The sequence below is a fragment of the Chloroflexus islandicus genome, from assembly GCF_001650695.1.
In the GTDB taxonomy this organism is placed as follows: Bacteria; Chloroflexota; Chloroflexia; order Chloroflexales; family Chloroflexaceae; genus Chloroflexus; species Chloroflexus islandicus.
Map to the genome: position 1 here is coordinate 1 of NZ_LWQS01000076.1, position 18,617 is coordinate 18,617.

The 18,617-nt window shown below is 63.1% G+C and carries 16 protein-coding genes; 9 read left to right on the forward strand and 7 right to left on the reverse strand.

The annotated features are described in order from the left end of the window. Window positions 1-330: 330 nt before the first annotated feature. Both A6A03_RS15170 and A6A03_RS20925 read left to right on the forward strand, forming a co-directional pair. On the forward strand, window positions 331-555 hold the full coding sequence (locus tag A6A03_RS15170) for an antitoxin (RefSeq protein ID WP_066789980.1): 225 nt from the start codon (window positions 331-333) through the stop codon (window positions 553-555). Window positions 556-571: 16 nt separating this feature from the next. Beyond that, entirely contained in the window at window positions 572-700 is a 129-nt protein-coding gene (locus A6A03_RS20925) for a PIN domain-containing protein (RefSeq protein WP_281181293.1), read from the forward strand. A gap of 133 nt (window positions 701-833) precedes the next feature. Here the strand turns inward: A6A03_RS20925 and A6A03_RS15180 are convergent, their stop codons facing one another. Then, on the reverse strand, window positions 834-3,983 hold the full coding sequence (locus tag A6A03_RS15180) for a S8 family peptidase (protein WP_066789982.1): 3,150 nt from the start codon (window positions 3,981-3,983) through the stop codon (window positions 834-836). A 648-nt stretch (window positions 3,984-4,631) separates the two neighbouring features. Between A6A03_RS15180 and A6A03_RS15185 the strand changes: the two genes are divergently transcribed. The 3 genes from A6A03_RS15185 to A6A03_RS15195 all read left to right on the forward strand — a co-directional run bounded on the left by A6A03_RS15185 (window position 4,632) and on the right by A6A03_RS15195 (window position 7,251). Continuing rightward, window positions 4,632-5,348 (forward strand): hypothetical protein, encoded by a 717-nt coding sequence (locus A6A03_RS15185; protein ID WP_066789984.1) that lies wholly within the window; start codon window positions 4,632-4,634, stop codon window positions 5,346-5,348. A gap of 89 nt (window positions 5,349-5,437) precedes the next feature. Next, complete coding sequence (locus A6A03_RS15190; protein ID WP_066789985.1) at window positions 5,438-5,851, forward strand: hypothetical protein; 414 nt, start codon at window positions 5,438-5,440, stop codon at window positions 5,849-5,851. Between the two features lie 737 nt (window positions 5,852-6,588). Further along, window positions 6,589-7,251 (forward strand): SOS response-associated peptidase, encoded by a 663-nt coding sequence (locus A6A03_RS15195; RefSeq protein WP_066789986.1) that lies wholly within the window; start codon window positions 6,589-6,591, stop codon window positions 7,249-7,251. Window positions 7,252-7,975: 724 nt separating this feature from the next. Here the strand turns inward: A6A03_RS15195 and murA are convergent. Together murA and A6A03_RS15205 are read right to left on the reverse strand one after the other, a co-directional pair. Beyond that, entirely contained in the window at window positions 7,976-9,268 is a 1,293-nt protein-coding gene (gene murA / locus A6A03_RS15200) for a UDP-N-acetylglucosamine 1-carboxyvinyltransferase (RefSeq protein WP_066789987.1), read from the reverse strand. A 101-nt stretch (window positions 9,269-9,369) separates the two neighbouring features. Further along, window positions 9,370-10,440 (reverse strand): hypothetical protein, encoded by a 1,071-nt coding sequence (locus tag A6A03_RS15205; RefSeq protein WP_066789989.1) that lies wholly within the window; start codon window positions 10,438-10,440, stop codon window positions 9,370-9,372. 144 nt (window positions 10,441-10,584) lie between these two features. On the opposite strand from A6A03_RS15205, the gene A6A03_RS15210 reads away from it, so the two are divergent. The 3 genes from A6A03_RS15210 to A6A03_RS15220 are packed head-to-tail and all read left to right on the forward strand — an operon-like array spanning window position 10,585 to window position 14,722. Then, window positions 10,585-10,935 (forward strand): STAS domain-containing protein, encoded by a 351-nt coding sequence (locus A6A03_RS15210; RefSeq protein WP_066789991.1) that lies wholly within the window; start codon window positions 10,585-10,587, stop codon window positions 10,933-10,935. Then, window positions 10,901-11,731 carry an anti-sigma factor antagonist gene (locus A6A03_RS15215; protein WP_245669015.1) on the forward strand — a complete coding sequence of 277 codons (831 nt, stop codon included), beginning with the start codon at window positions 10,901-10,903 and terminating at the stop codon, window positions 11,729-11,731. Before A6A03_RS15210 ends, A6A03_RS15215 begins: the two co-directional genes overlap by 35 nt. Next, entirely contained in the window at window positions 11,732-14,722 is a 2,991-nt protein-coding gene (locus A6A03_RS15220) for a SpoIIE family protein phosphatase (RefSeq protein ID WP_066789996.1), read from the forward strand. Window positions 14,723-14,754: 32 nt separating this feature from the next. On the opposite strand, the gene A6A03_RS15225 is transcribed toward A6A03_RS15220, so the two are convergent. From A6A03_RS15225 to A6A03_RS20035, 4 genes are all read right to left on the reverse strand, one after another. Continuing rightward, complete coding sequence (locus tag A6A03_RS15225) at window positions 14,755-15,627, reverse strand: alpha/beta hydrolase (protein ID WP_082908987.1); 873 nt, start codon at window positions 15,625-15,627, stop codon at window positions 14,755-14,757. Next, complete coding sequence (locus A6A03_RS15230; RefSeq protein ID WP_066789998.1) at window positions 15,620-16,483, reverse strand: ComEA family DNA-binding protein; 864 nt, start codon at window positions 16,481-16,483, stop codon at window positions 15,620-15,622. The genes A6A03_RS15225 and A6A03_RS15230 overlap by 8 nt, the downstream gene beginning before the upstream one ends. 180 nt (window positions 16,484-16,663) lie before the next feature. Beyond that, on the reverse strand, window positions 16,664-17,524 hold the full coding sequence (locus A6A03_RS15235; RefSeq protein WP_066789999.1) for a deoxyribonuclease IV: 861 nt from the start codon (window positions 17,522-17,524) through the stop codon (window positions 16,664-16,666). A 130-nt stretch (window positions 17,525-17,654) separates the two neighbouring features. Continuing rightward, window positions 17,655-17,831, reverse strand: coding sequence for a DUF2256 domain-containing protein (locus tag A6A03_RS20035; RefSeq protein WP_076798264.1), 177 nt, complete (start codon window positions 17,829-17,831; stop codon window positions 17,655-17,657). 124 nt (window positions 17,832-17,955) lie between these two features. On the opposite strand from A6A03_RS20035, the gene A6A03_RS15240 reads away from it, so the two are divergent. Continuing rightward, the gene (locus tag A6A03_RS15240; protein WP_066790000.1) at window positions 17,956-18,591 is read left to right on the forward strand and encodes a ComF family protein; all 636 of its coding nucleotides are present in this window, start codon (window positions 17,956-17,958) and stop codon (window positions 18,589-18,591) included. Window positions 18,592-18,617 lie beyond the last annotated feature (26 nt).

The window sequence follows — 18,617 nt, forward strand, 5'->3', positions numbered from 1 at the left end:
CCGCTGCGCGGGCTGCTGGCCCTCACCCCCAGACCTCTCCCACGCCAGTGGGAGAGGGGAGTACAAAGCCACCGCCCCCGGTTGTCATTGCGCGCCGCGCTGCGCGCGGCGAAGCAATCCCCTGCTTGGGCGGGAGGGATGTCTGCCAGCCATGGGTCTGCGCGAAAACGGGAGATTGCTTCGGGGGCTACGCCCCCTCGCAATGACAAGCTGGTAGGTGGCTCGCTACCGGTCTCGCAGCATCGTTGCCGGCAATGAGTCGTTGTCGATCGCTTGCCGCTGAGTCATCCGTAGTGTATGCTCATAGGCATAAACCAGAGGAGATTTGCTATGGACACCGCAAAAATCTTGCGCAACGGCCACCGCCAATCCATTCGGTTGCCAAAAGCATACTGGTTTAGCGGCAAGCGCGTCTATCTTAAGCGGATGGGTAAAGCGGTGGTGTTGTTGCCGGAAGATGATTCATGGCAACCGCTGATTGAGAGTTTGGCAATGTTCTCTGCTGATTTCTTGGCCGAGCGCAGCCAAACGCCGGTACAACGGCGCGAGGGGTAGTAGCGAAGCGCAGGGAATGCCGATTGGCGCACTCGATACGCTGATCGCGGCGCAAGCCATCAGTGAACGGCTCATCCTTGTCACCAACAATGTGCGCGAATTCAGCCGCGTACCGGGCTTGCCGGTCGAAGACTGGACGCAATAAACATCTGCACCGTGTCCGGCCCACTACTGGGGTGCTCCTGTACGGGTAGTACGTGCTGATCTCCCGCTCTTCAAAAAACACGCACGGCAGGCACCATCGCCTGCCGTGCGTGTTTCGATCAAGCTGTTACCGTCTAACGGACAATAATCGCGCTGGCTTCGCGACCACCCGGCGCGAAGGAGTACTGCAACAGAATGCCGGAGTCGGTCACATCAGCCGGGGCGTTGAAGCGGTAGATGGTGGTGTTGAGCGTACCGTTGGCCGGCACCACTCCGCTGCCCGTGTCGATGTCGAAGCGCGGCGCGCCGAGCACCGTGCTCATGCCTTCGATCTTGCTCAGCTCGAGGCCAGTGAAGTAGTTGTCGTAGGTGTAAGCAGCGACGTTGATCTGCTGGCCCAGCGCAGTGACACCGATTTGGCTGCCGCACAACGTGACCACGGTGTTGGTGCTGTTGGTGGCGTGGCTGGTGAAGAAGAAGGCATTGTAGGGGCCGCTCAGCGGGCCAACAAAGAAGGCATTGCGGCCATCGCTGGCAAAGGTTCCCACTTCTGACGTGTAGCCAACGTAGTCCGGGGTGCCGTCGCGGTTAGTGTCGAAGAGCAGGTCAATCTCCACCGGATAGTTGGAATGGGTGATGGTCTGGTGGGTCGTGATCGCAAACTGGATCACTGGCGTATTCCCCGGGCAGAAACCGGGGAAGTCGAAAGCGCGCACGCCGACGTAGCGCAGATCCATCGGCGGCATCTGCACGCCAGCCCCCGGCGAGGCAGTCACGGTGTCGTTGCTGCCAATCAGCGTGAACGGATCGACCGTCACCGGATTAGCGCCGGTGTTGGTCAGTTGGGCAGTGGCCGGACTGCTGGTGGTGGCCCGCACCGAAGCCGGAGCGCGGACATTGCCCGACGCGCGCGGCAGCACATGCCACGGCATAGTCAAGTCGTTGGCCGTGCCGGGGGCATCGAGCACCAGATAGCCATCGTACTCGACAGCGGTCAGCGCTGCGCCGTTACCGCCATTGCTGCCCGAATTCAGCGTCCACGCCGGCAGTTTGGTTGGATCAATGCTCAGCGTGAGGGTGAAGGTGCGCCGGCTGCGTGGCGGCACAGTAATTGTGCTCACCGAAGTGCTTGGCGTCACTGCGCCGCTGGCCGCGTCGTTGGCGAAGCGGAAGGTCGGCGTGATGGTGTAGGTGAGCGGTGTGTTGCCGTAGTTGCGCACCACAATCGTGCGGCGGAGCGTGGTTGGGTTGCGGGTGGCCTCGACCAAGCCAAACGAGATGGTGGCCGTGCCGTTGCTGAGTTCCCATGCGCTGGCCTGCGCCTCGATCGCGCGGTTGATACGCACCTCGCCGCCGCCAATGCGGGTGATTGGCGCCAGCGCCGGGCCGAGGAAGACCGGCGGGCCGTTGAAGATGTTGGTCTCAGCGGTATTAATCAACCGCGCCTTCAACTCCCACGGCGAGAGGCTCCAGTTCGAGGCGTTGTAGAGCAGCGCCGCCGCGCCAGCCACCATTGGGGCCGCGCCCGACGTGCCGCCAAACGGCTCCACGCCGGTGCCGCTGCCGGCCACCGCCGAAATCGATGCGCCGGGAGCGCCGATTTCCGGCTTGATGATCTGGCCGTACATGATCTGGTTGCCGTAAGTCATCTGGCCCATTGTTGGTCCGCGTGACGAGGTGCCGACAACACTGCCGGCGTTGCTGGCCGGGTTAGCGAAGTTAATCGTGACCGGGTTGCCCACCCGGGCCTTCAGCGCATTACCGGCGGCCTGCGTAATCGACAGCACTGGCACGGTGGGGTTGCCGCCGCCGAAGCCGAAGGTAGGCGGCACGGCGCCGGCCACGTTGTTGGCCACGATCACCGCGGCTGCCCCGGCGGCGGCGCCGTTCGAGCCCTTGATGCTGATCGCGCAGACGCCGCGGTCAACTAGCAGGATCTGGCCGGTCAATGAACCGGGCGGGTAGGGCGTACAACCGAGGTTATTGCCCGGCGCCGGGAAGTAGACCAAGGTGCCGCTGACCGCCGTGTTCGGGATCGGCGCCCACGGCTGGGCAACGCCGAAGACGGTGGTGCTCAGCACTGTAATCGGATACGACGCATCGCTCGGCACTGCCGTCTGCGCCACCGAGAGGGCCGTGCGCGCGCCAGCAGGGGTGCCAGTGATGTAGGGCCGGTCGGCGCTGTTGCCAGCCGAAGCCACCACCAAAATGCCGAGCGGCTGCAAATTGTCAACCGCAATCGCCGAGTCATCGTCATAGTTCTGGCCATACGACGCACCCAGCGACATATTCACGATGTGCATGCGGTCATCGGTGACGCCGTTGCCATCAGGGTCGGCCACCCAGTCGAGCCCTTGCAGAATAGCCACACCGCTGCACGACGACGACACCGCCGAGCAGACCTTGACCGCAAACAGATCGACTTCCGGCGCTACCCCCTGCTCGCCGCCGATGATGTCGGCGACGTGGGTGCCGTGACCGCCGGCGCAGGTGCCGCTGCTCAGGCCTAGCACGCCACAGTCAATCGGGTCGGGATCGGGCATGAGCGGGCCGTTGGGCCACACTTCGCCGACAAAGTCATAGCCGCCCTTGACCCGATCAGTCGGGAAGAGGCCATCCAGCGTCTTGTTGCGCGGATCGGCAGGACTGGTGCCATACGCCGCTTGATACGCCGCGAGCGTGCCGGGGCCGCCAAAAGCGGCGTGAGTGTAATCGATGCCGCTATCGAGCACGGCCACCCGCACGTCTTTGCCGCGGTAGCCGGCAGCCTGCACCGCCGGATTCGCGCCAATGTAGGGCACCGTCTCCATCGGTGGTTGGGTGTCGCGCTCGTAATTCACGACCGGATTGATCCGCACCACTTCAACATCACGGGCCATTGCCGGCAGCGCCGCGCCATCGACCTCAACGACTACCGCGTTGAGCGCCACCCGCAGCCGGGCCAGCTCGGTCAGCGTCGGGTCAATCGCGCGCAAACGGGACAGTACCCGCTCGTGTTGCTGGTTGATGCGGTTGAGTTGGGCAGCCTGCGCGGCACCCTGCGGTACGCGCGCGGTGGGGTTTTCGCTCAGCCTGATGACAACCTCTTGGCGTCCGGTGGCGCCGATCAGGCTGGGTGAGAGCGGAGTGGGTGCGCGATCAATGGTAAGCGGTTCTTCTAGCCGGAGTGCCTCAAGATTAGGGGTTGGGCGGGGCGGCTGCGCCGCTGATGGCGCAACCAGTGCAATCGTCAACGCTACGCTGATGGCGATTGCAACGAGATGGCGTTTGGTTATGAGTTTCATAAACTCCTCAGCTCGCAAACAGGACAACATCGCAACCAAAAAGGGGTTTGTGCGGCCATTTCGTCATTGAAATCGCTACAAACGCATCCCTCCTTTCTCAACCGCTGCACTAGCAAGCGACACGAGTGCTGACGATCAGGCATGGCGCAAGGCGCTGACCGTAATCCTTACGCCAGCGCGCTTGGGCAATAGCCGCAATGGCGTAAGGATGTTCCTAAGCGTCTGTGCGCTCAATCTCGTGTGACCGTACAGTGTGCAACAAGGTATCCGGCCTAAATGGGTGGGGCGCAGGCGGAGCTGAGGCAGGAATGGCGCACACCAACCTGCAAGAGCGTACAATTGCTCTTGGCCAAACTCAGCAACGACGATGCTGGCTTGATGGGCTGAGGTAGAGTAGGTTTATTGGCAAAGAAAAGATTAAAACCACTAAACGTATCTGTCAAGCGAAATTGCATGGCAAACTGTTTACAAATCGTTCATTTCTCAACGATCTAAATGACAGATTGTTCATCTCGCCAAGCGTACCGGCCAGCTATGATGTGGCCGGCGAATGCCAAGCCACTTGCTGCAAACAGCTTGCGATAGCCGGTTATGGTACAGGCTTTGTGCTATACTGCTACCAGCATGATTTCGTTGCGGAGGTTCCCCGTGTCTGTTATCAAAACCTTGTCAGTCGTCATGTATGCAGGCGATGGCGCCCGGCTCGAACAGGCGGTATCGGCTGTCACCGTGGCGGCAGCGCGCTACAGCCTTGATTATGAGATTATTATCGCCGCCGGCCCGGCTGCGGCAGCGGCTGCCGCGCGGGTCGCCGCGGCCCGCCCGCTGGTGCATGCGACCTACCACGCGCAGCCGCGCCGCCCGTCATACCTGCTCCGCGATGCGTGCAGCTTGATCAGCGGTGATCTCGTGCTCGCGATCGACGCCGCGGCGCCGCCGTCAGCGTTGGCGATTGAGCGGTTGCTGGCTGCGTACCATGGGCAAGATGTGTTGGTCGGCCGGCGCACACCGGCGCCGGCCCATCCGCTGCACCACGCGCATACGGCGTTGTTGCGCCGGGTGTTGGCGAGTGATCAAGACGATCCCCTCTTACCGCTAGCCCTCTTCCGCGCCGAGCTGGCCGATCTCTTGCCGGGTGATGGCGAGCCGGCGCCGCCGCTGGCTCACCTCTACGCCGTGGCGCGCCGCCGGAACTATGTGACCGGCCAGATTGCGCTGCCGGCGCAGAGCATTCCTGTCCGCCCGTCAGGCGTGGCTGAGGTGGCGGCGCTGATGGCCCAAGGCCCGGCTCGCGGCGCCCGGCCTGCCCTCGGCGCGCTCGCTGTGGTGGCCAGTCTCTGGCTGTTGTTGCGCCGGCGACGGTAAGGTTGTTACGGGCCGGCGCAACGTTTTCATGGAAGCCTTCGTCGTATCGCTGATGGCTGTCAGTGATCACATTATTAAGGAGGAAGACGATGAGCCAGCCCGACCAGCAGCCCGATCAGACCCCTGATTTGGGCGCCGAATTGCGCGAATTGGGCCAGCAGATCGAGGCGGCGCTCCGCACCGCGCTGGAAAGCGAACGCGCTCGCCAGTTGCAGCAGGAATTGCTGAATGGTCTGCGTACGATCGGTGAGCAGGTGCAGGCGGCGGTCAAGGCGATCGCTGATGACCCCCGGGTGCAAGAGTTGGCCGAGCGTGGCCAGCAGACGCTGCACCAGTTCCAGCAGTCGCAAGCGGCCCACGATCTCCAACAAACCTTGGCGCAAGGGATTGCCCAACTCAACGATCAGTTGGCTGAGTTTATCAAACGGCTGCAGTCGCCTGCCGGCGGTGAACCGGCGACCGGCGAGACGACCCGTCTCGATCCAAACAAAGATGATTTCTAAGCTGGTCGTGACGGGTTGGCGCTAGCGATCATCGCTCCGCTCCCACCCGCGCGGCAACGGCAGTCAGAACCTAGGCGGGTAGCTGCAGGTGATGGCTTTGGTTATCTCTGCACCTCGCCGATAACGTTCAAGGTCGGACAGAACCTACGAGCGTAGATGGAGTTGATGGCTGTGCGATGCGCTGGTGTTCCCTCACCCCCAGCCCCTCTCCCACTGGCGCGGGTTCAATGGCGGGCAGAACATCTGTCTGGAACCCGGCCCTAAAGGGCCGGGCTAGGGGTACGAAGCCTGCTGCGCGGGCTGATGCCCCCACTCCTTACCCCTCCCCCAGCGAGGGAGGGGTGATGGGGAGCACAGCACGGGGCTTTACGGCATCGCACGGCGATCGACAGTTGTACTCGCTCAAACGTTCTGTCCGCTCCTCAACTGGCGCGGGAGAGGGGAGCGCAGAGCCTAGCTTTGCGGCATTGCACAGCGATCAACGGTTGTACTCAGTCAAATGGTCTGTCCGACCCTCAATCAATAACGCGGGCGAGAGAAGTACTGTGCCAAGGGTTGGGGGTGCGGCGGTAGCGGCGGTGCTGGCGTAAGTGCGCTGCCAATCCTTATGCAAGGTGTGGGGCCAGTGGTCGCAAGCCGTCGATGCCAGCGCTTCCCGCCGGTATCCAGTTGTGTCCCTGTTGCGTCGCGCTCGCTGTGCTTGTAGCGGCAAGTCGTCTCTATATCATTACTCAACCATGTGCGGTCGTTATACGTTAGCCGTTTCACCTGCTCAGCTCGCTGCCCGGTTTGGGGTGGCGCCGCTCGAACTCCAGCCCCGTTACAACATTGCGCCTACCCAGCCGGCGCCGGTTGTGCGCGCAAGCAATGGCGCGCGCGAAGTGGCGTTGCTGCGCTGGGGCTTGATCCCGTCATGGGCGAACGATGCCGCTATCGGCGCGCGCCTGATCAATGCCCGCAGCGAGACGGTGCTCGAAAAGCCGGCCTTCCGCACGGCGTTTCGCCGCCGGCGCTGCCTGATCCCAGCCTCTGGCTTTTACGAATGGCAGCAGCAGACTGCCGGCAAGCAGCCGTTCTATTTCACGCCGGTTGATGGCGATCTGATGGCCTTCGCCGGTCTGTGGGAGCAGTGGCGCGCGCCTGATGGCGTATTGCTCGAAAGCTATACCATTCTGACCACTGCCGCTAACGAGGTGGTTGCCCCGATCCACGACCGGATGCCGGTGATCCTGCCGCCTGATCTCGATGCGCTGTGGCTTGATCCGGCGGCTGATGTGGCCCGTTTGCACGCACTTTGCCTGACCCCGCCGCTGGTGGCCTTGCGTGTTTATCCGGTGAGCAAAGCGGTCAATCAGGTGCGCAACGATGGCGAGGGGTTGATCCAACCCGTCACCCTGTAGGTTCAAGAGATGTTCCCACAGCGTTCGCTTTCGCCGAAGCGGGAGATTGCTGCGGGCGCTGCGCGCCCTCGCAATGACAACAGGACACGCCGCCGGCTTCCGCTCTCCGCCTGTCATTGCGAGCCGCGCGCAGGGGCAGCGCGATGCTCTGCCCGCGCGCGGCGAAGCAATCCCCCGCGAGCGCGGAAGCGGCCCTCACCCCCAGCCCCTCTCCCGCATCAGCGGGAGAGGGGCGCTGCTCTGTTCCGCGGCAGCAATGGCTTTGCCGCCAATCCGGCGGCTCCCCCTCTCCCGCCGTCAGGTAGGAGAGGGGGTTGGGGGGTGAGGGCTAACTTTAAGGCGCAAAGGGGGCCAAGGCGCAGAGGTTTTAACGCAAAGACGCAGAGAACGCAAAAGACGCAAAGGGATGGAGAGGTGGTGATGAGTGTGAGCGAGCGTTCTGCATTCCCCGCGCCCTTCGCAGTAAGCATGAAGCGGCACTACCCCCCACTGGGTTCAAGAGCGGACAGAACGTATACGCATAGATGTGGTTGATGGCTATGCGATGCACTGGTTCACCCTCACCCCCAGCCCCGCTCCTGCTATCGCGGGAGGGGGGAGCGTAGCGCCGAGCGTTGCGGCATCGCACAACGGTTGTGATTAACCAAAGATTCTGTCCCCCTCTCAAACCGCGTAGGGCGGTCGTGCTTCGATCTTGCTACGGGGTGGAGGCCTTCGCTACCCATCATCCCCCGCGCACCCGTTCGATCCGGGCGCCGAGCGCGGCCAGCCGCTCGTCGATCCGCTCGTAGCCGCGGTCAATTTGGCCGATGTTGTAAATCACGCTGCGCCCCTTCGCGCACAGCGCCGCTGTGACCAGCGCCATGCCGGCGCGGATGTCGGGGCTTGGCAGGCCGTCGGGTTCGCCGTAGAGTTGCGATGGCCCGACGACCACTGCCCGGTGCGGGTCGCAGAGCACGATCCGCGCTCCCATGCCGATCAGCCGGTCAACGAAGAACAGCCGGCTCTCAAACATCTTCTCGTGGATGAGCACGGTGCCACGAGCTTGGGTCGCGACCACGATCGCAGTGCTGATCAGATCAGGGTTAAAACCGGGCCATGGCGCCGAGTCGATCTTCGGAATGGCGCCGTGCAGATCGTGGCGCACGACCAATTCTTGATCAGGCGGCACAATGATGTCGTCACCCTCTTCGTGCCACGTGACTCCGAGCCGCCCAAACATAATCTTGGTCATGCGATGCTCACGCGGGCGCGCGTCTACAATGCGCAGTTCGCTGCGCGTGACTGCCGCCAAGCCGATCAGCGAGCCAACCTCCATAAAATCGGGGCCGATGGTGTAGTCAGCCCCATGCAGCCGGCTCACACCCTCGATTTCGAGCAGGTTGGTGCCGATGCCGCTGATCTTCGCCCCCATCCGGTTGAGTAAGTGGCACAAGTCTTGCACGTGCGGCTCTGAGGCGGCGTTGCCGATGGTCGTGTGGCCTTCGGCAGTCACCGCCGCGATAATCGCTTGTTCAGTGCCGGTGACGCTCATCTCGTCGAGGAAGATATCAGCGCCGCGCAAGCCATCGGTCGTCAGAATGTAGCTGGCCGGGGTGACTTCAATCTGCACCCCCAAGGCTTGCAACGCCAGCAAGTGCGTGTCGAGCCGGCGCCGGCCAATTGCGTCGCCGCCGGGCCGCGGCAGGGTGACATACCCGCGCCGGACGAGTAGCGGGCCGGCCAAGAGCGGCGAGGTGCGGATGCGGCGCGCCAACGCAGTATCTGGTTCAACCGGCGCTAAGCGCGCCGCGTGCAGACGCACCACATTCGGTTCTGGTTGCTCAACCTGCACGCCGAGCTGCGATAAAAGCGCCAGTTTGGTGCGCACATCGCCAATGTCGGGGATATTGCGCAGCGTGACCGGTTCATCGGTCAAGAGGCTGGCCGCGAGTAAAGGCAGGGCCGCATTCTTGTTGCCGGCGGGCCGGATCGATCCCGATAACCGGTGGCCGCCTTCGATGACGAAGTGATCCATAGTGTTCTTTCCTAGTGGTGTAATCTGGTCGTATCCATAGTGAAACGGCCCAGCGGGCCGTCTCTACAAGCATTCGGCAGCCGAGGCGCGATGGGGTGTCCTCAATCGAGCGGTTTGCGTGGGCGCCGGAAGCGAGCTTTGATTCCTTCCCACAACCGGCGCCAACGATTCATGTGCTGGCTGCTGCCAGATCGAGCTGCGGCAATCAACTCGGCAGCTCGTGCGCGGCCTAATGCCAATGCTTCGGATCCTAACTCCTTTAAACGAGCTTGATCGACAATTTCGCCTTCGGCAAACCAACGCCACGCCGCCATACCGGTGGTATACGTGCCGGCATAGGCAATCGCTACCTTGGGCGCTACCCCCCAGATCGGGATCAGCCCTACCAGTGCGCGGGCCAGTTGCCGCCAGATAAACGCGCCGCCGATGACCGGCAACACTTCGCGCAGCCGTTCGCGGATGTCGGGAGGCGCGCCGTAAGCAAGGCTGAGGCGATACACCAGAATCGCCTGATTTTTGGTCAACACCAGAATATCGGCGGCGGCAAAGGGTACATTAAAGATTGGGATTTGGGAGGGCAGGGCGGTGGCTAACACATACGTCGCATTGGTAAACGAGACGCTGTTGATCAGTTGGCGCGCCACCGCAGCGCGCAGACCGGGCAACCGGCGCGCCGCCGCCAGATGCAATTCGCCGGGCAGCCGGTCAAGCACGGCTTCAGCCAATTGCGCATCAACCTCAGGCGCGTCCGGGTCAGGCACGACCAACAGGCGGGCATGGGCCACCCGCGGGTGGAGCGGGCCGGCATCGGCAGGCAAGGCCGTCCCCCACACGACTACCACAGTGGGCAAGGCCAGCGCTGCCAACCGGTCAATCGTCGCTAATTCACGCGCCGAGAGGCGCGTATTCCGGTCGAGCCCAAGCACGATTAGATCGATGCCGCGCAATTCGTCGGGAATAATCGTTGTCAGGCTAGCGAGCTGAATCGGTGATGGCCCGGTCGTGCCGTACCGTTGCGGGCCGCTTTCGAGCCGGGCAGCGATCGTTTGGCAGACCCGCGGCGATCCTACGCACACGATCGCCAGCGGGCGTTCGGCTTCGGCGCGGATGGCGGCGATATCAATTTCGCGTAAGGTATTGAAGGCAACGCTGAGATCGTTCCAATTTGCCATAGCCGCTCCTCGGTGGGCGTTCGCGGCGTCATTATAGCATGATAGCATGGGCAGCAGCACATTCCGTTCAACCGGCAACAGTGTGTTATAATACCCGCCAGTTATGCGTGACGCGCCACTAGCGCCTGCACGAGGAGGGACGGAATGGAACTGAATCACCGCCGGCTCAATCGGGTTGACCTTGTAGAGGTCGTCGGGCGCGTTGACGCTGCCACTGCGCCGCAACTCAAGCAATTGATTGAGTCGATCTTTGCCGACGGACGGTATCGCATTGTCTTGGATCTCAGCCGGCTCGAATATATTAGCAGCCCCGGTTTGCGGGTATTGATCGAAGCGCGCAAGAAGGCGCGTGAGTGGAAGCTGACCGATCTTGAGGGTGGCGATGTGCGGATCGCCAATCTGCCGCCCCGGATCAAAGAGGTATTCGATCTCACCGGCTTTAGCTCATTGTTCGAGATCTATGGCGACACCGTCGAAGCCGTCGGATCATTTTAACGCTGCCACCACGCCGGGCGCGCCAGCGTCCGGCTCTACGATCGCCATGGATAGCATCACCCTTACCGCCGATCTCGATGCCCTTGCCAAGATTAGTGCGTTTATCACCGCCGCTGCCGAACGGTGCGGTCTCGATGAGCGGGCGACGTGGCAGGTGCAGCTCGCCGTTGATGAAGCCGTTACCAACGTTATCCAGCATGCCTACGATCCTGACCAACCCGGCGATTTAACCTTAAGCTGGCAGTGCCGCGATCACCGGTTTATCATTACCGTGCGCGATCATGGCCGCCAGTTCGATCCAGCGGCGGTGCCTACACCTGATATTACCTCACCACTGGAAGAACGGCAGGTCGGTGGTTTGGGGATCTATCTCATCACCCGCCTGATGGATGAAGTCCGGTTTGAGTTTTCGCCCCAAGGCGGCAATCTGTTGACGATGGTCAAATATCTGCCGCACGATCAGCCTGATCCGCCTGATGAAGTGGTGGTGATCCCCATTGCTGACCGGATCGATGCGCAGACAGCACCCCGGCTGGCTAAGCAAGCCAGTGAACAGATCGCGAAGGGCGCTCGCCAGATTGTGCTTGATCTGAGCAATGTCCCGTTCTTGTCGAGTAGTGGCTTGCGCGCGCTTCTCCTCATCCGCAAAGAGCTGATGACCCTCGGCGGCGAGTTGCGGCTAGCGGCGCTGCAACCGCAGGTGCATGAGGTCTTTGCAATCACCGGCTTTACGCAGGTGTTTAATATCCATCCTTCGGTGGCGGAAGCTCGGGCAGCGTTTTCGCAGAGGCGTTGAGTGGCGCGTGAACACCTGCTGACATGGTATGGTCTGCTCGTCGGCGGGGTTGCGTTGGGCTGGTTGCTCATGCTGCCGGTCGCGCCAGTCGCGCCGGCGCTGGTTGCGCTGTTTGCCGTCATTGCCTTTGCGGCTGATCTGCTCGCCTTTCGCATTCCTCCCGCCGATGTCCATAGCCTTGCCCCGCTGGTGATTGTCAGCGCCGGTCTGGCGTTGGGGCCGGTGGCCGGCGCGTGGCTGGCGGCCATCGAGGGGGTCATTTCCGGGGTTGTGATCCTCTTGCTGACCAATCGCCCGCGCACGTTGTTTTGGTTGCTGGGCCGGCCCGTCTTGCGCGGCGGTCTGCGCGCGCTTGGCTTGCTGGCAGGTGCTTGGTTCGCCGCGCTGTTCAGCGGCCAACCGTTCACCAATCTGCCCGCCGAGGCGTTATTTGGCTGGACATTGATCACGTTTCCGGTGGTGACGCAGGCCGGGCGGGTGTTGCGCGAGCTGTTGCAGGGCGGGCGCAGTGGGTTGGCGACGTGGTGGCGTTCGGCGTGGCGCGCCATTCTTGGCGCTGAGCTGGCGCCGTTGCCGCTGGCATGGTTGGGTGCGGCGATTGCTCACGATCTTGGTTTGCTCCATCTGGCGCTGGCTGGCTTGGCCCTGATCGCGTCGGCGGCCATTTTACGCCGCTCATCCCTCAATCTCCAACGCCAACGCCGCTCGGTGCGCGAATTGGCCCGCCTGAACGAGGTGAGCCGGGCGATTATCCGTAGCGAACTCGATGTTGATGCCCTCTGCGAGTTGATCTACCGCGAAGCGAGCCGGATTGTTGATACGTCGTCGTTTCACCTCGGCCTGTTCAACGGCAATCACTATACCCTGATGGTGCGGGTGCAGGATCGGGTGCGCTTGCCGCGCTTGACGGTCGATCTATCGGAAAATAGCGGTCTGATTGGCTGGATCCGCGAGACTGGCAGGGCGATTCTGGTTGAGGATTTTACCCGCGAGATGGATCGCCTGCCGGCCCGGCCCCGTTATCAGAGCGAACGCCCGCCCCGATCGGGCATTTACGTGCCGTTGATCGCCGGCGAGACCGTGATCGGTTCGATCTCGGTGCAGAGTTATGAGCCGGCGGCGTTTGACGCCAACGATCTGCGCTTGATCTCGTTGATCGCCGATCAGGCGGCGGTGGCGATTGCCCGCGCTCGCGCCTTTCACGAAGCGCGCCAGCGCGCCAACCAGTTGCAGGCGATTCGCGAGGTGAGCCAGCAGATTACCGCGATTCTCAATCTCGACCTGTTGTTGCCCTCGATTGTGCGGCTCATTCGCGAGCGGTTCGGCTACCATCCCGTCCATATCTTTACCGTTTCGCCCGATGATGGCCGGATCTACTTCCGCGCTTCGACCGCCGATGGCGCCGATCTCGAACGGTTGCGCGCGCTCTCGCTGCGGGTGGGGCAGGGACTGGTCGGCGAGGCGGTGCAGCGCGGCGAGCCGTTGTTGGCCGGCGATGTGCTCAGCGATCGGCGCGTGATCCGCGATACGCTGCAAACCCGTTCAGAGCTGGCGGTGCCGTTGCGCGTCGGCGCGACCGTGATCGGCGTGCTCGATGTGCAGAGTGACGAGCCGGATGACTTCAATGAAGACGATCTGTTCGTGATGCGCACGCTGGCCGATCAGATCGCGATTGCGATCGAGAGCGCCAATGCCTATACGGCCCAACAAGAAGAAGCGTGGACGCTCAATGCGCTGTTGCAGATCGCCGAAAATATTGGCCGGGCCACAACCTTGCCCGATCTGTTGGCGACGGTGGTGCGGTTGCCGCCGTTATTGCTAGGTTGCCCGCGCTGCTACGTTGCGCTGTGGGATCGCGAACAGGGTGATTTTGTGGTACGCGCTGTCTATGGGTTGCCGGTGGCTGTTCGCGCGGCGATCATTGACGCACCGGCGCGGTCGCCGTTTCTGTGGCGGTTACGCGAACGCGCTGCCGAAGCTGATCAACCGCGGCTGGAGATGCTCTGGCAAGCGCACGATAATCCTGATCAGTGGCCGGGCTTACTGGCGGTCGCGCAGAGCGGGTCGTTGGTAGGGTTGCCGATTAGCGCGCGCAATGCCTTGCTAGGGGTATTGGTGCTCGATTACAATGACCCGTTTATTTCGCTCAGCGCCCGCCAGCAGAATTTATGCACCGGCGCAGCGGCCCAAATTGCCGGTGCGTTGGAAAGCTTGCTGCTAGCCGCCGAAGCTGCCGAAGCGGCCCGGCTCGAACAAGAGCTGCGTGTGGCCCGTGAGATTCAGCAATCGTTGCTGCCGACCCGGTTGCCGGTAGCGCAGGGATGGCAGATCGACGCGGCATGGCAATCGGCTCGCTTGGTCGGCGGCGATTTCTACGATTTCTGGCCTCTGCCGGCTGGCGCCGATCCGCCGCGCGAATTGGGCTTTGTGATCGCCGATGTCAGCGATAAAGGCGTTCCAGCAGCGATGTTTATGACCATGGCCCGCTCGTTGGTGCGTGCCGCCGCGCTTGATGGATCGCCGCCGGCCCGTGCTATGGAACGGGCCAATCGCTGGCTTTACCGCGATTCCGAGTCGGGGATGTTTGTCACGCTCTTCTATGCCCGGCTTGATCTCGCCAGTGGCCGGCTGTGCTACACCTGCGCCGGCCATAATCCGCCGCTGGTCTATCGCTCAGCGACCGGCGCGATCGAAGAGTTGCGCACTCCCGGCATTGCGCTAGGCGTGCTGGCTGAAGTGACCTTGCACGAAGCCGAGACGGCGCTCGCGCCGGGTGATGTCTTGGTCTGCTATACCGATGGCGTGACCGAGACGGTGAACGAGGTGCTGGCGCCGCTCGATGTGGAAGGGTTGCGCGCCGTTATCAAGACCTACGCCGCCGCTCCGGCAGGCGCGATCGTGCAAGCGATTTTGGCCGCAATTGCCCGCCATAGTCACGGCCAGCCGCCGTTCGACGACATTACCCTCATCGTTATCAAACGCGCCCCGTAGGGACAGAGCGCCGCTCTGTCCCTGCCGCTCTATCACCCTGCATTGCCCTGCCGCTCTGTCCCTGCCGCTCTATCACCCTGCATTGCCCTGCCGCTCTGTCCCTGCCGCGCTGCCCCTATGGGACGGCCCAAAAACCGCTCAATCCGGCGAAAAATCGCTTCACGGTATGGCCCAGCCACCAGCAATTGATGGCCGGTTGCCGGCCAGTAGACGAGTTCGCAGTGTGCGCTGCCGATCCGGGCCGCAATCGTCGCTGCGCTCGCCGGGTCGGCGGTCGTGTCGCTCTGGCCGTGCATCAGCAAGACCGGCGTTCGCACCCGCGGCAATACGTTCCCGGCGGCGGCCAGCGCCAAGCGTAATTCATCGGCAGCAGCGACCGATACCTTCACCGATTGGCGCAACATCTGTTGGATGGCGGGATCGTCGAGATCAAGGCTGGGCTGGCGGCGCCAGATTGAGGCGCGCAGTTCGGGGTCTGAGAAATCGGCTTGGGTCAGTAAGTAGAACCATGGCGTCACGTGGCGGGCAAGGCCTAATACATTGACCCGCCAATCACCCCCCAACCGGTAAGGAGTCGCCAACATCACCAGCCGGTGCGCCGGTCGTTCGGCGGCAAGCAGGGCGGCGAGTGTGCCACCGAGCGAAAATCCGATCACCGAGACGGTAGCATAGCTGGTTGCGAGGCGATCAAACGCATGCTTGGCCGCGGCCAGCCAGTCTGGCCAGCGCACCGGCATCAGGTCTTCGGGTTGGCCGGTATGGCCGGGCAGGCGCATGCCCAACACCGTATAACCAGCGCCGGCGAGATGCTCGGCCAGATCGCGCATCTCGCCGGGATCGCCGACGAAGCCGTGGATCATGAGGCAGGCGTGCTCGCCGCGCCGCAACAGGTATGGTTCAATCATGCGCCACGTAGACCAGTTTGCGGAAGGTGTTGATATTGCGTTCACCGATGCCGGGAATGGCGATCAGATCATCAACACTCTTGAAGGGGCCGTTCGCTTCGCGGTAGGCGATGATCCGGTCGGCCAGCACCGGCCCGATGCCGGGCAGCGCGATCAACGCCTCGCGGTCGGCGCGATTGATGTCGATCGGTTCGATGCCGGTCGTCTCAGCGGTGGCCAGCGCGGTGGCGACCGACTCTTCCTCGTGGCCCGGCGCTGGCTCGGCGGCGACGGCAGGCGTCTCGGCAGGCGCTGGCGCGGCTGTTTCGGCTACGGTGACGGCTGCCGCGGCCTCACTGGCAGGTGCGGCAGCGACTGGCGTTTCGGGTGTGGCCGGCTCTGGTGTAGCAACCGCCGGCGTGGTCACGTCTTGGGGCATGGCAAGCGTGGCGTCTGTTGCCGCGACTGGCTCCGATGGAGTTGCCTCGGCAGGCGGGGGTGCGACCGTCTCACTGGCGCCGTTGCGCGCAGCAGCCGCGCTTTCAGCGCCGGCGGGACTGCGCCGCTCAGGCGGTGCGCCCCGGTGGACGCGGGTAGCGATCGGGCGGGGCGTGCTCGGGGTGTCGCTGCTTGCCGGCGCGCTGGCCGGCGGAGTTTTGGGCGGTTCGCCGCGATGCACACGGGTGGCAACCGGGCGCGGCCCGGCGCTAGGCGACGCGGCTGGCGGGGGTGGCGGAGGCATCACCGGCGCAGGTGGCGGGCTTGCTGGCGGGGTGAGCGGTAGCGCAGGCATCGCCTCGCTGCTGCTCTGCATCCGGCGCCAAATCAGGTACCCAATTCCGAATAGGAGAACAACCAACAGCAACTTACGCCACATAACAGTGTGCTCCCCAATTTATAGGCGCGAATCCAATCCGTGTTCGTGGTTGATTTACGTCGAGCATGATCCAAGGATCGCTGCCCTTATGTTCATCGCGCTATGGTGCGCCTGTCTGCACCAGTGATTGCCTATGGAGTGCGGCAGTTCCACTGCCGCATCCCACGACTAGCCATCGCGCTATGGTGTGCCAGTCTGCACCAGCGACCGCAGCAGGGCCAGATTCATACGATCTTCCGCCATATCTTCGCCTTTAGGCGTCTCAATGATCATCGGCAGATCGGCGAAGCGCGGATCGTTCACCAGCATGCGAAAGGCTTCGACGCCGATGCAGCCTTGGCCGATATGAGCATGGCGATCGACCCGGCTGCCCACATCCTTCTGCGAGTCGTTCAGATGAAAACACTTGACCCGTTCGATTCCAACCAGCCGGTCAAGTTCGGCAAAAGTGGCGTGATAGCTCGCTTCGTCACGAATGTCGTACCCGGCGGCGAAGATGTGGCAGGTATCAACGCACACCCCTAACCGGTCATGGTGGGGGATCAGCTCGAATAGGCGGGCCAAATGCTCGAAGCGGTAGCCGAGCGCCGTACCCTGCCCAGCGGTCGTTTCAAGCAAGATCATGGTTGGGCCGCCGATCCCTTCCGCCAACAGGCGATTAATCGCATCGGCGACGCGGGCCAACCCGGCCTCTTCGCCAATCCCGGTATGCGCGCCGGGGTGGGTGACGAGGTACGGAATGTTGAGCTGCGCGCAGCGTTCCAACTCGTCGGCAAACGCGGCGATCGACTTCTCGCGCAGTTCGTCGGCGGGGGCGGCGAGGTTGATGAGGTAGGAGTCATGGACGACCACCGGGTGAATGCCGGTGCGCTCTTGCTCGGCGCGAAAGGCTGCCGCCTCTTCCGCCGGGATGGGCTTAGCCGTCCACTGCCGTTCGTTTTTGGCGAAGATTTGCATCGCCTCGAGCCCAACCGATTCTCCACGAGCAAACGACTTCGAGACGCCGCCCGAAATAGACATGTGTGCGCCGAATCGCGGCATGCTTGTCGTCCCCATCCGTTTCCGCCGGCGAGTACCGGATATTGCAATTATATCACGGCTTGCCGGCAGCGCTTTGGGTGTCCCGCGGGGAAGGTTGCGGACGCAGAGAGTTCGTGTCTTTGGCGAACATTTAGCGCCGCGCGCTATTCCGGCAGCGATCCGAGCAGTAGCGTACCTCTTCCCAGCAGCGCGCCCACTTTTTGCGCCATTCAAACGGTCTCCCGCACGTGGCGCAGACCTTGGTCGGCAGTTGGCCTTTGCGTTTGGGAGTGTTGGTCGTCGCAGTGGTGAGTTTGGTGCGCGCCATAGCGAATCCTTTGTCGATCTGCAACGGTTTCATCAATAGAGCAGGTAAGGCGCGGGCCGTCCGGCGCTGCGCGTAGTGCGGGCCTCTGATCATCGTCGTACAAGTTTATCGCGGTGTCAACCCTATGCTGGAATGCATCCTCAACTGGCTCTTTCCTGACCGTTGCGCCGGGTGCCGGCGGCTGACCGGCGACCTCTTCTGCGCGGCATGCCGGGCGCGGCTGCGGCCTTATCCGCCCTTCGCGCCGCCAGCCGGCCTTGACGCGGCGTGGGTGGCGTTTCGCTATGAGGGCAGCTTGGTGGCGGCGATCCACCAGCTCAAGTATGGCCGCCGCCGGCGGGTGGCCCACGTGCTCGGTGATCTGCTGGCTGCTGCCGCCGGCCCGCTGGTCGCCGATGCGCTGATCGCGGTGCCGCTGCACGCTGACCGGTTGCGCGAACGCGGCTTCAATCAGGCCGCCGAGCTGGCTGCGCGCTTGCAACGGCCCGGCAACCCGCCGCTGATTGACGGCTTAGTTCGGGTGCGCGCCACCCACCGGCAAGCGCGGCTCGCGGCCCACGACCGCGCGGCCAATGTCACCGGCGCGTTTGTCTGGGTTGGCCGCTCACCGCCGCCACCGCGCCTCATCCTGATCGACGACGTGTTGACGACCGGCGCCACTCTTGCCGCCGGCGCTGCCGCCTTGCGCGCCGCCGGCGCCCAGTCGGTGACGGCGCTCGCCCTCGCCCGCTCGGTGATTGCCAAAACCAGTGTACAATAAAGGCGTCCGCGCATCCGCTGATCTCG

What these genes read in the sequence shown, in the direction of transcription:
- A6A03_RS15170 (WP_066789980.1), top strand. Translation starts at nt 331, where the DNA reads ATGGACACCGCAAAAATCTTGCGCAACGGCCACCGCCAATCCATTCGG.
- A6A03_RS20925 (WP_281181293.1), top strand. Translation starts at nt 572, where the DNA reads ATGCCGATTGGCGCACTCGATACGCTGATCGCGGCGCAAGCCATCAGT.
- A6A03_RS15180 (WP_066789982.1), bottom strand. Translation starts at nt 3,983, where the DNA reads ATGAAACTCATAACCAAACGCCATCTCGTTGCAATCGCCATCAGCGTA.
- A6A03_RS15190 (WP_066789985.1), top strand. Translation starts at nt 5,438, where the DNA reads ATGAGCCAGCCCGACCAGCAGCCCGATCAGACCCCTGATTTGGGCGCC.
- A6A03_RS15195 (WP_066789986.1), top strand. Translation starts at nt 6,589, where the DNA reads ATGTGCGGTCGTTATACGTTAGCCGTTTCACCTGCTCAGCTCGCTGCC.
- murA (WP_066789987.1), bottom strand. Translation starts at nt 9,268, where the DNA reads ATGGATCACTTCGTCATCGAAGGCGGCCACCGGTTATCGGGATCGATC.
- A6A03_RS15205 (WP_066789989.1), bottom strand. Translation starts at nt 10,440, where the DNA reads ATGGCAAATTGGAACGATCTCAGCGTTGCCTTCAATACCTTACGCGAA.
- A6A03_RS15210 (WP_066789991.1), top strand. Translation starts at nt 10,585, where the DNA reads ATGGAACTGAATCACCGCCGGCTCAATCGGGTTGACCTTGTAGAGGTC.
- A6A03_RS15215 (WP_245669015.1), top strand. Translation starts at nt 10,901, where the DNA reads ATGGCGACACCGTCGAAGCCGTCGGATCATTTTAACGCTGCCACCACG.
- A6A03_RS15225 (WP_082908987.1), bottom strand. Translation starts at nt 15,627, where the DNA reads ATGATTGAACCATACCTGTTGCGGCGCGGCGAGCACGCCTGCCTCATG.
- A6A03_RS15230 (WP_066789998.1), bottom strand. Translation starts at nt 16,483, where the DNA reads ATGTGGCGTAAGTTGCTGTTGGTTGTTCTCCTATTCGGAATTGGGTAC.
- A6A03_RS15235 (WP_066789999.1), bottom strand. Translation starts at nt 17,524, where the DNA reads ATGCCGCGATTCGGCGCACACATGTCTATTTCGGGCGGCGTCTCGAAG.
- A6A03_RS20035 (WP_076798264.1), bottom strand. Translation starts at nt 17,831, where the DNA reads ATGGCGCGCACCAAACTCACCACTGCGACGACCAACACTCCCAAACGC.
- A6A03_RS15240 (WP_066790000.1), top strand. Translation starts at nt 17,956, where the DNA reads ATGCTGGAATGCATCCTCAACTGGCTCTTTCCTGACCGTTGCGCCGGG.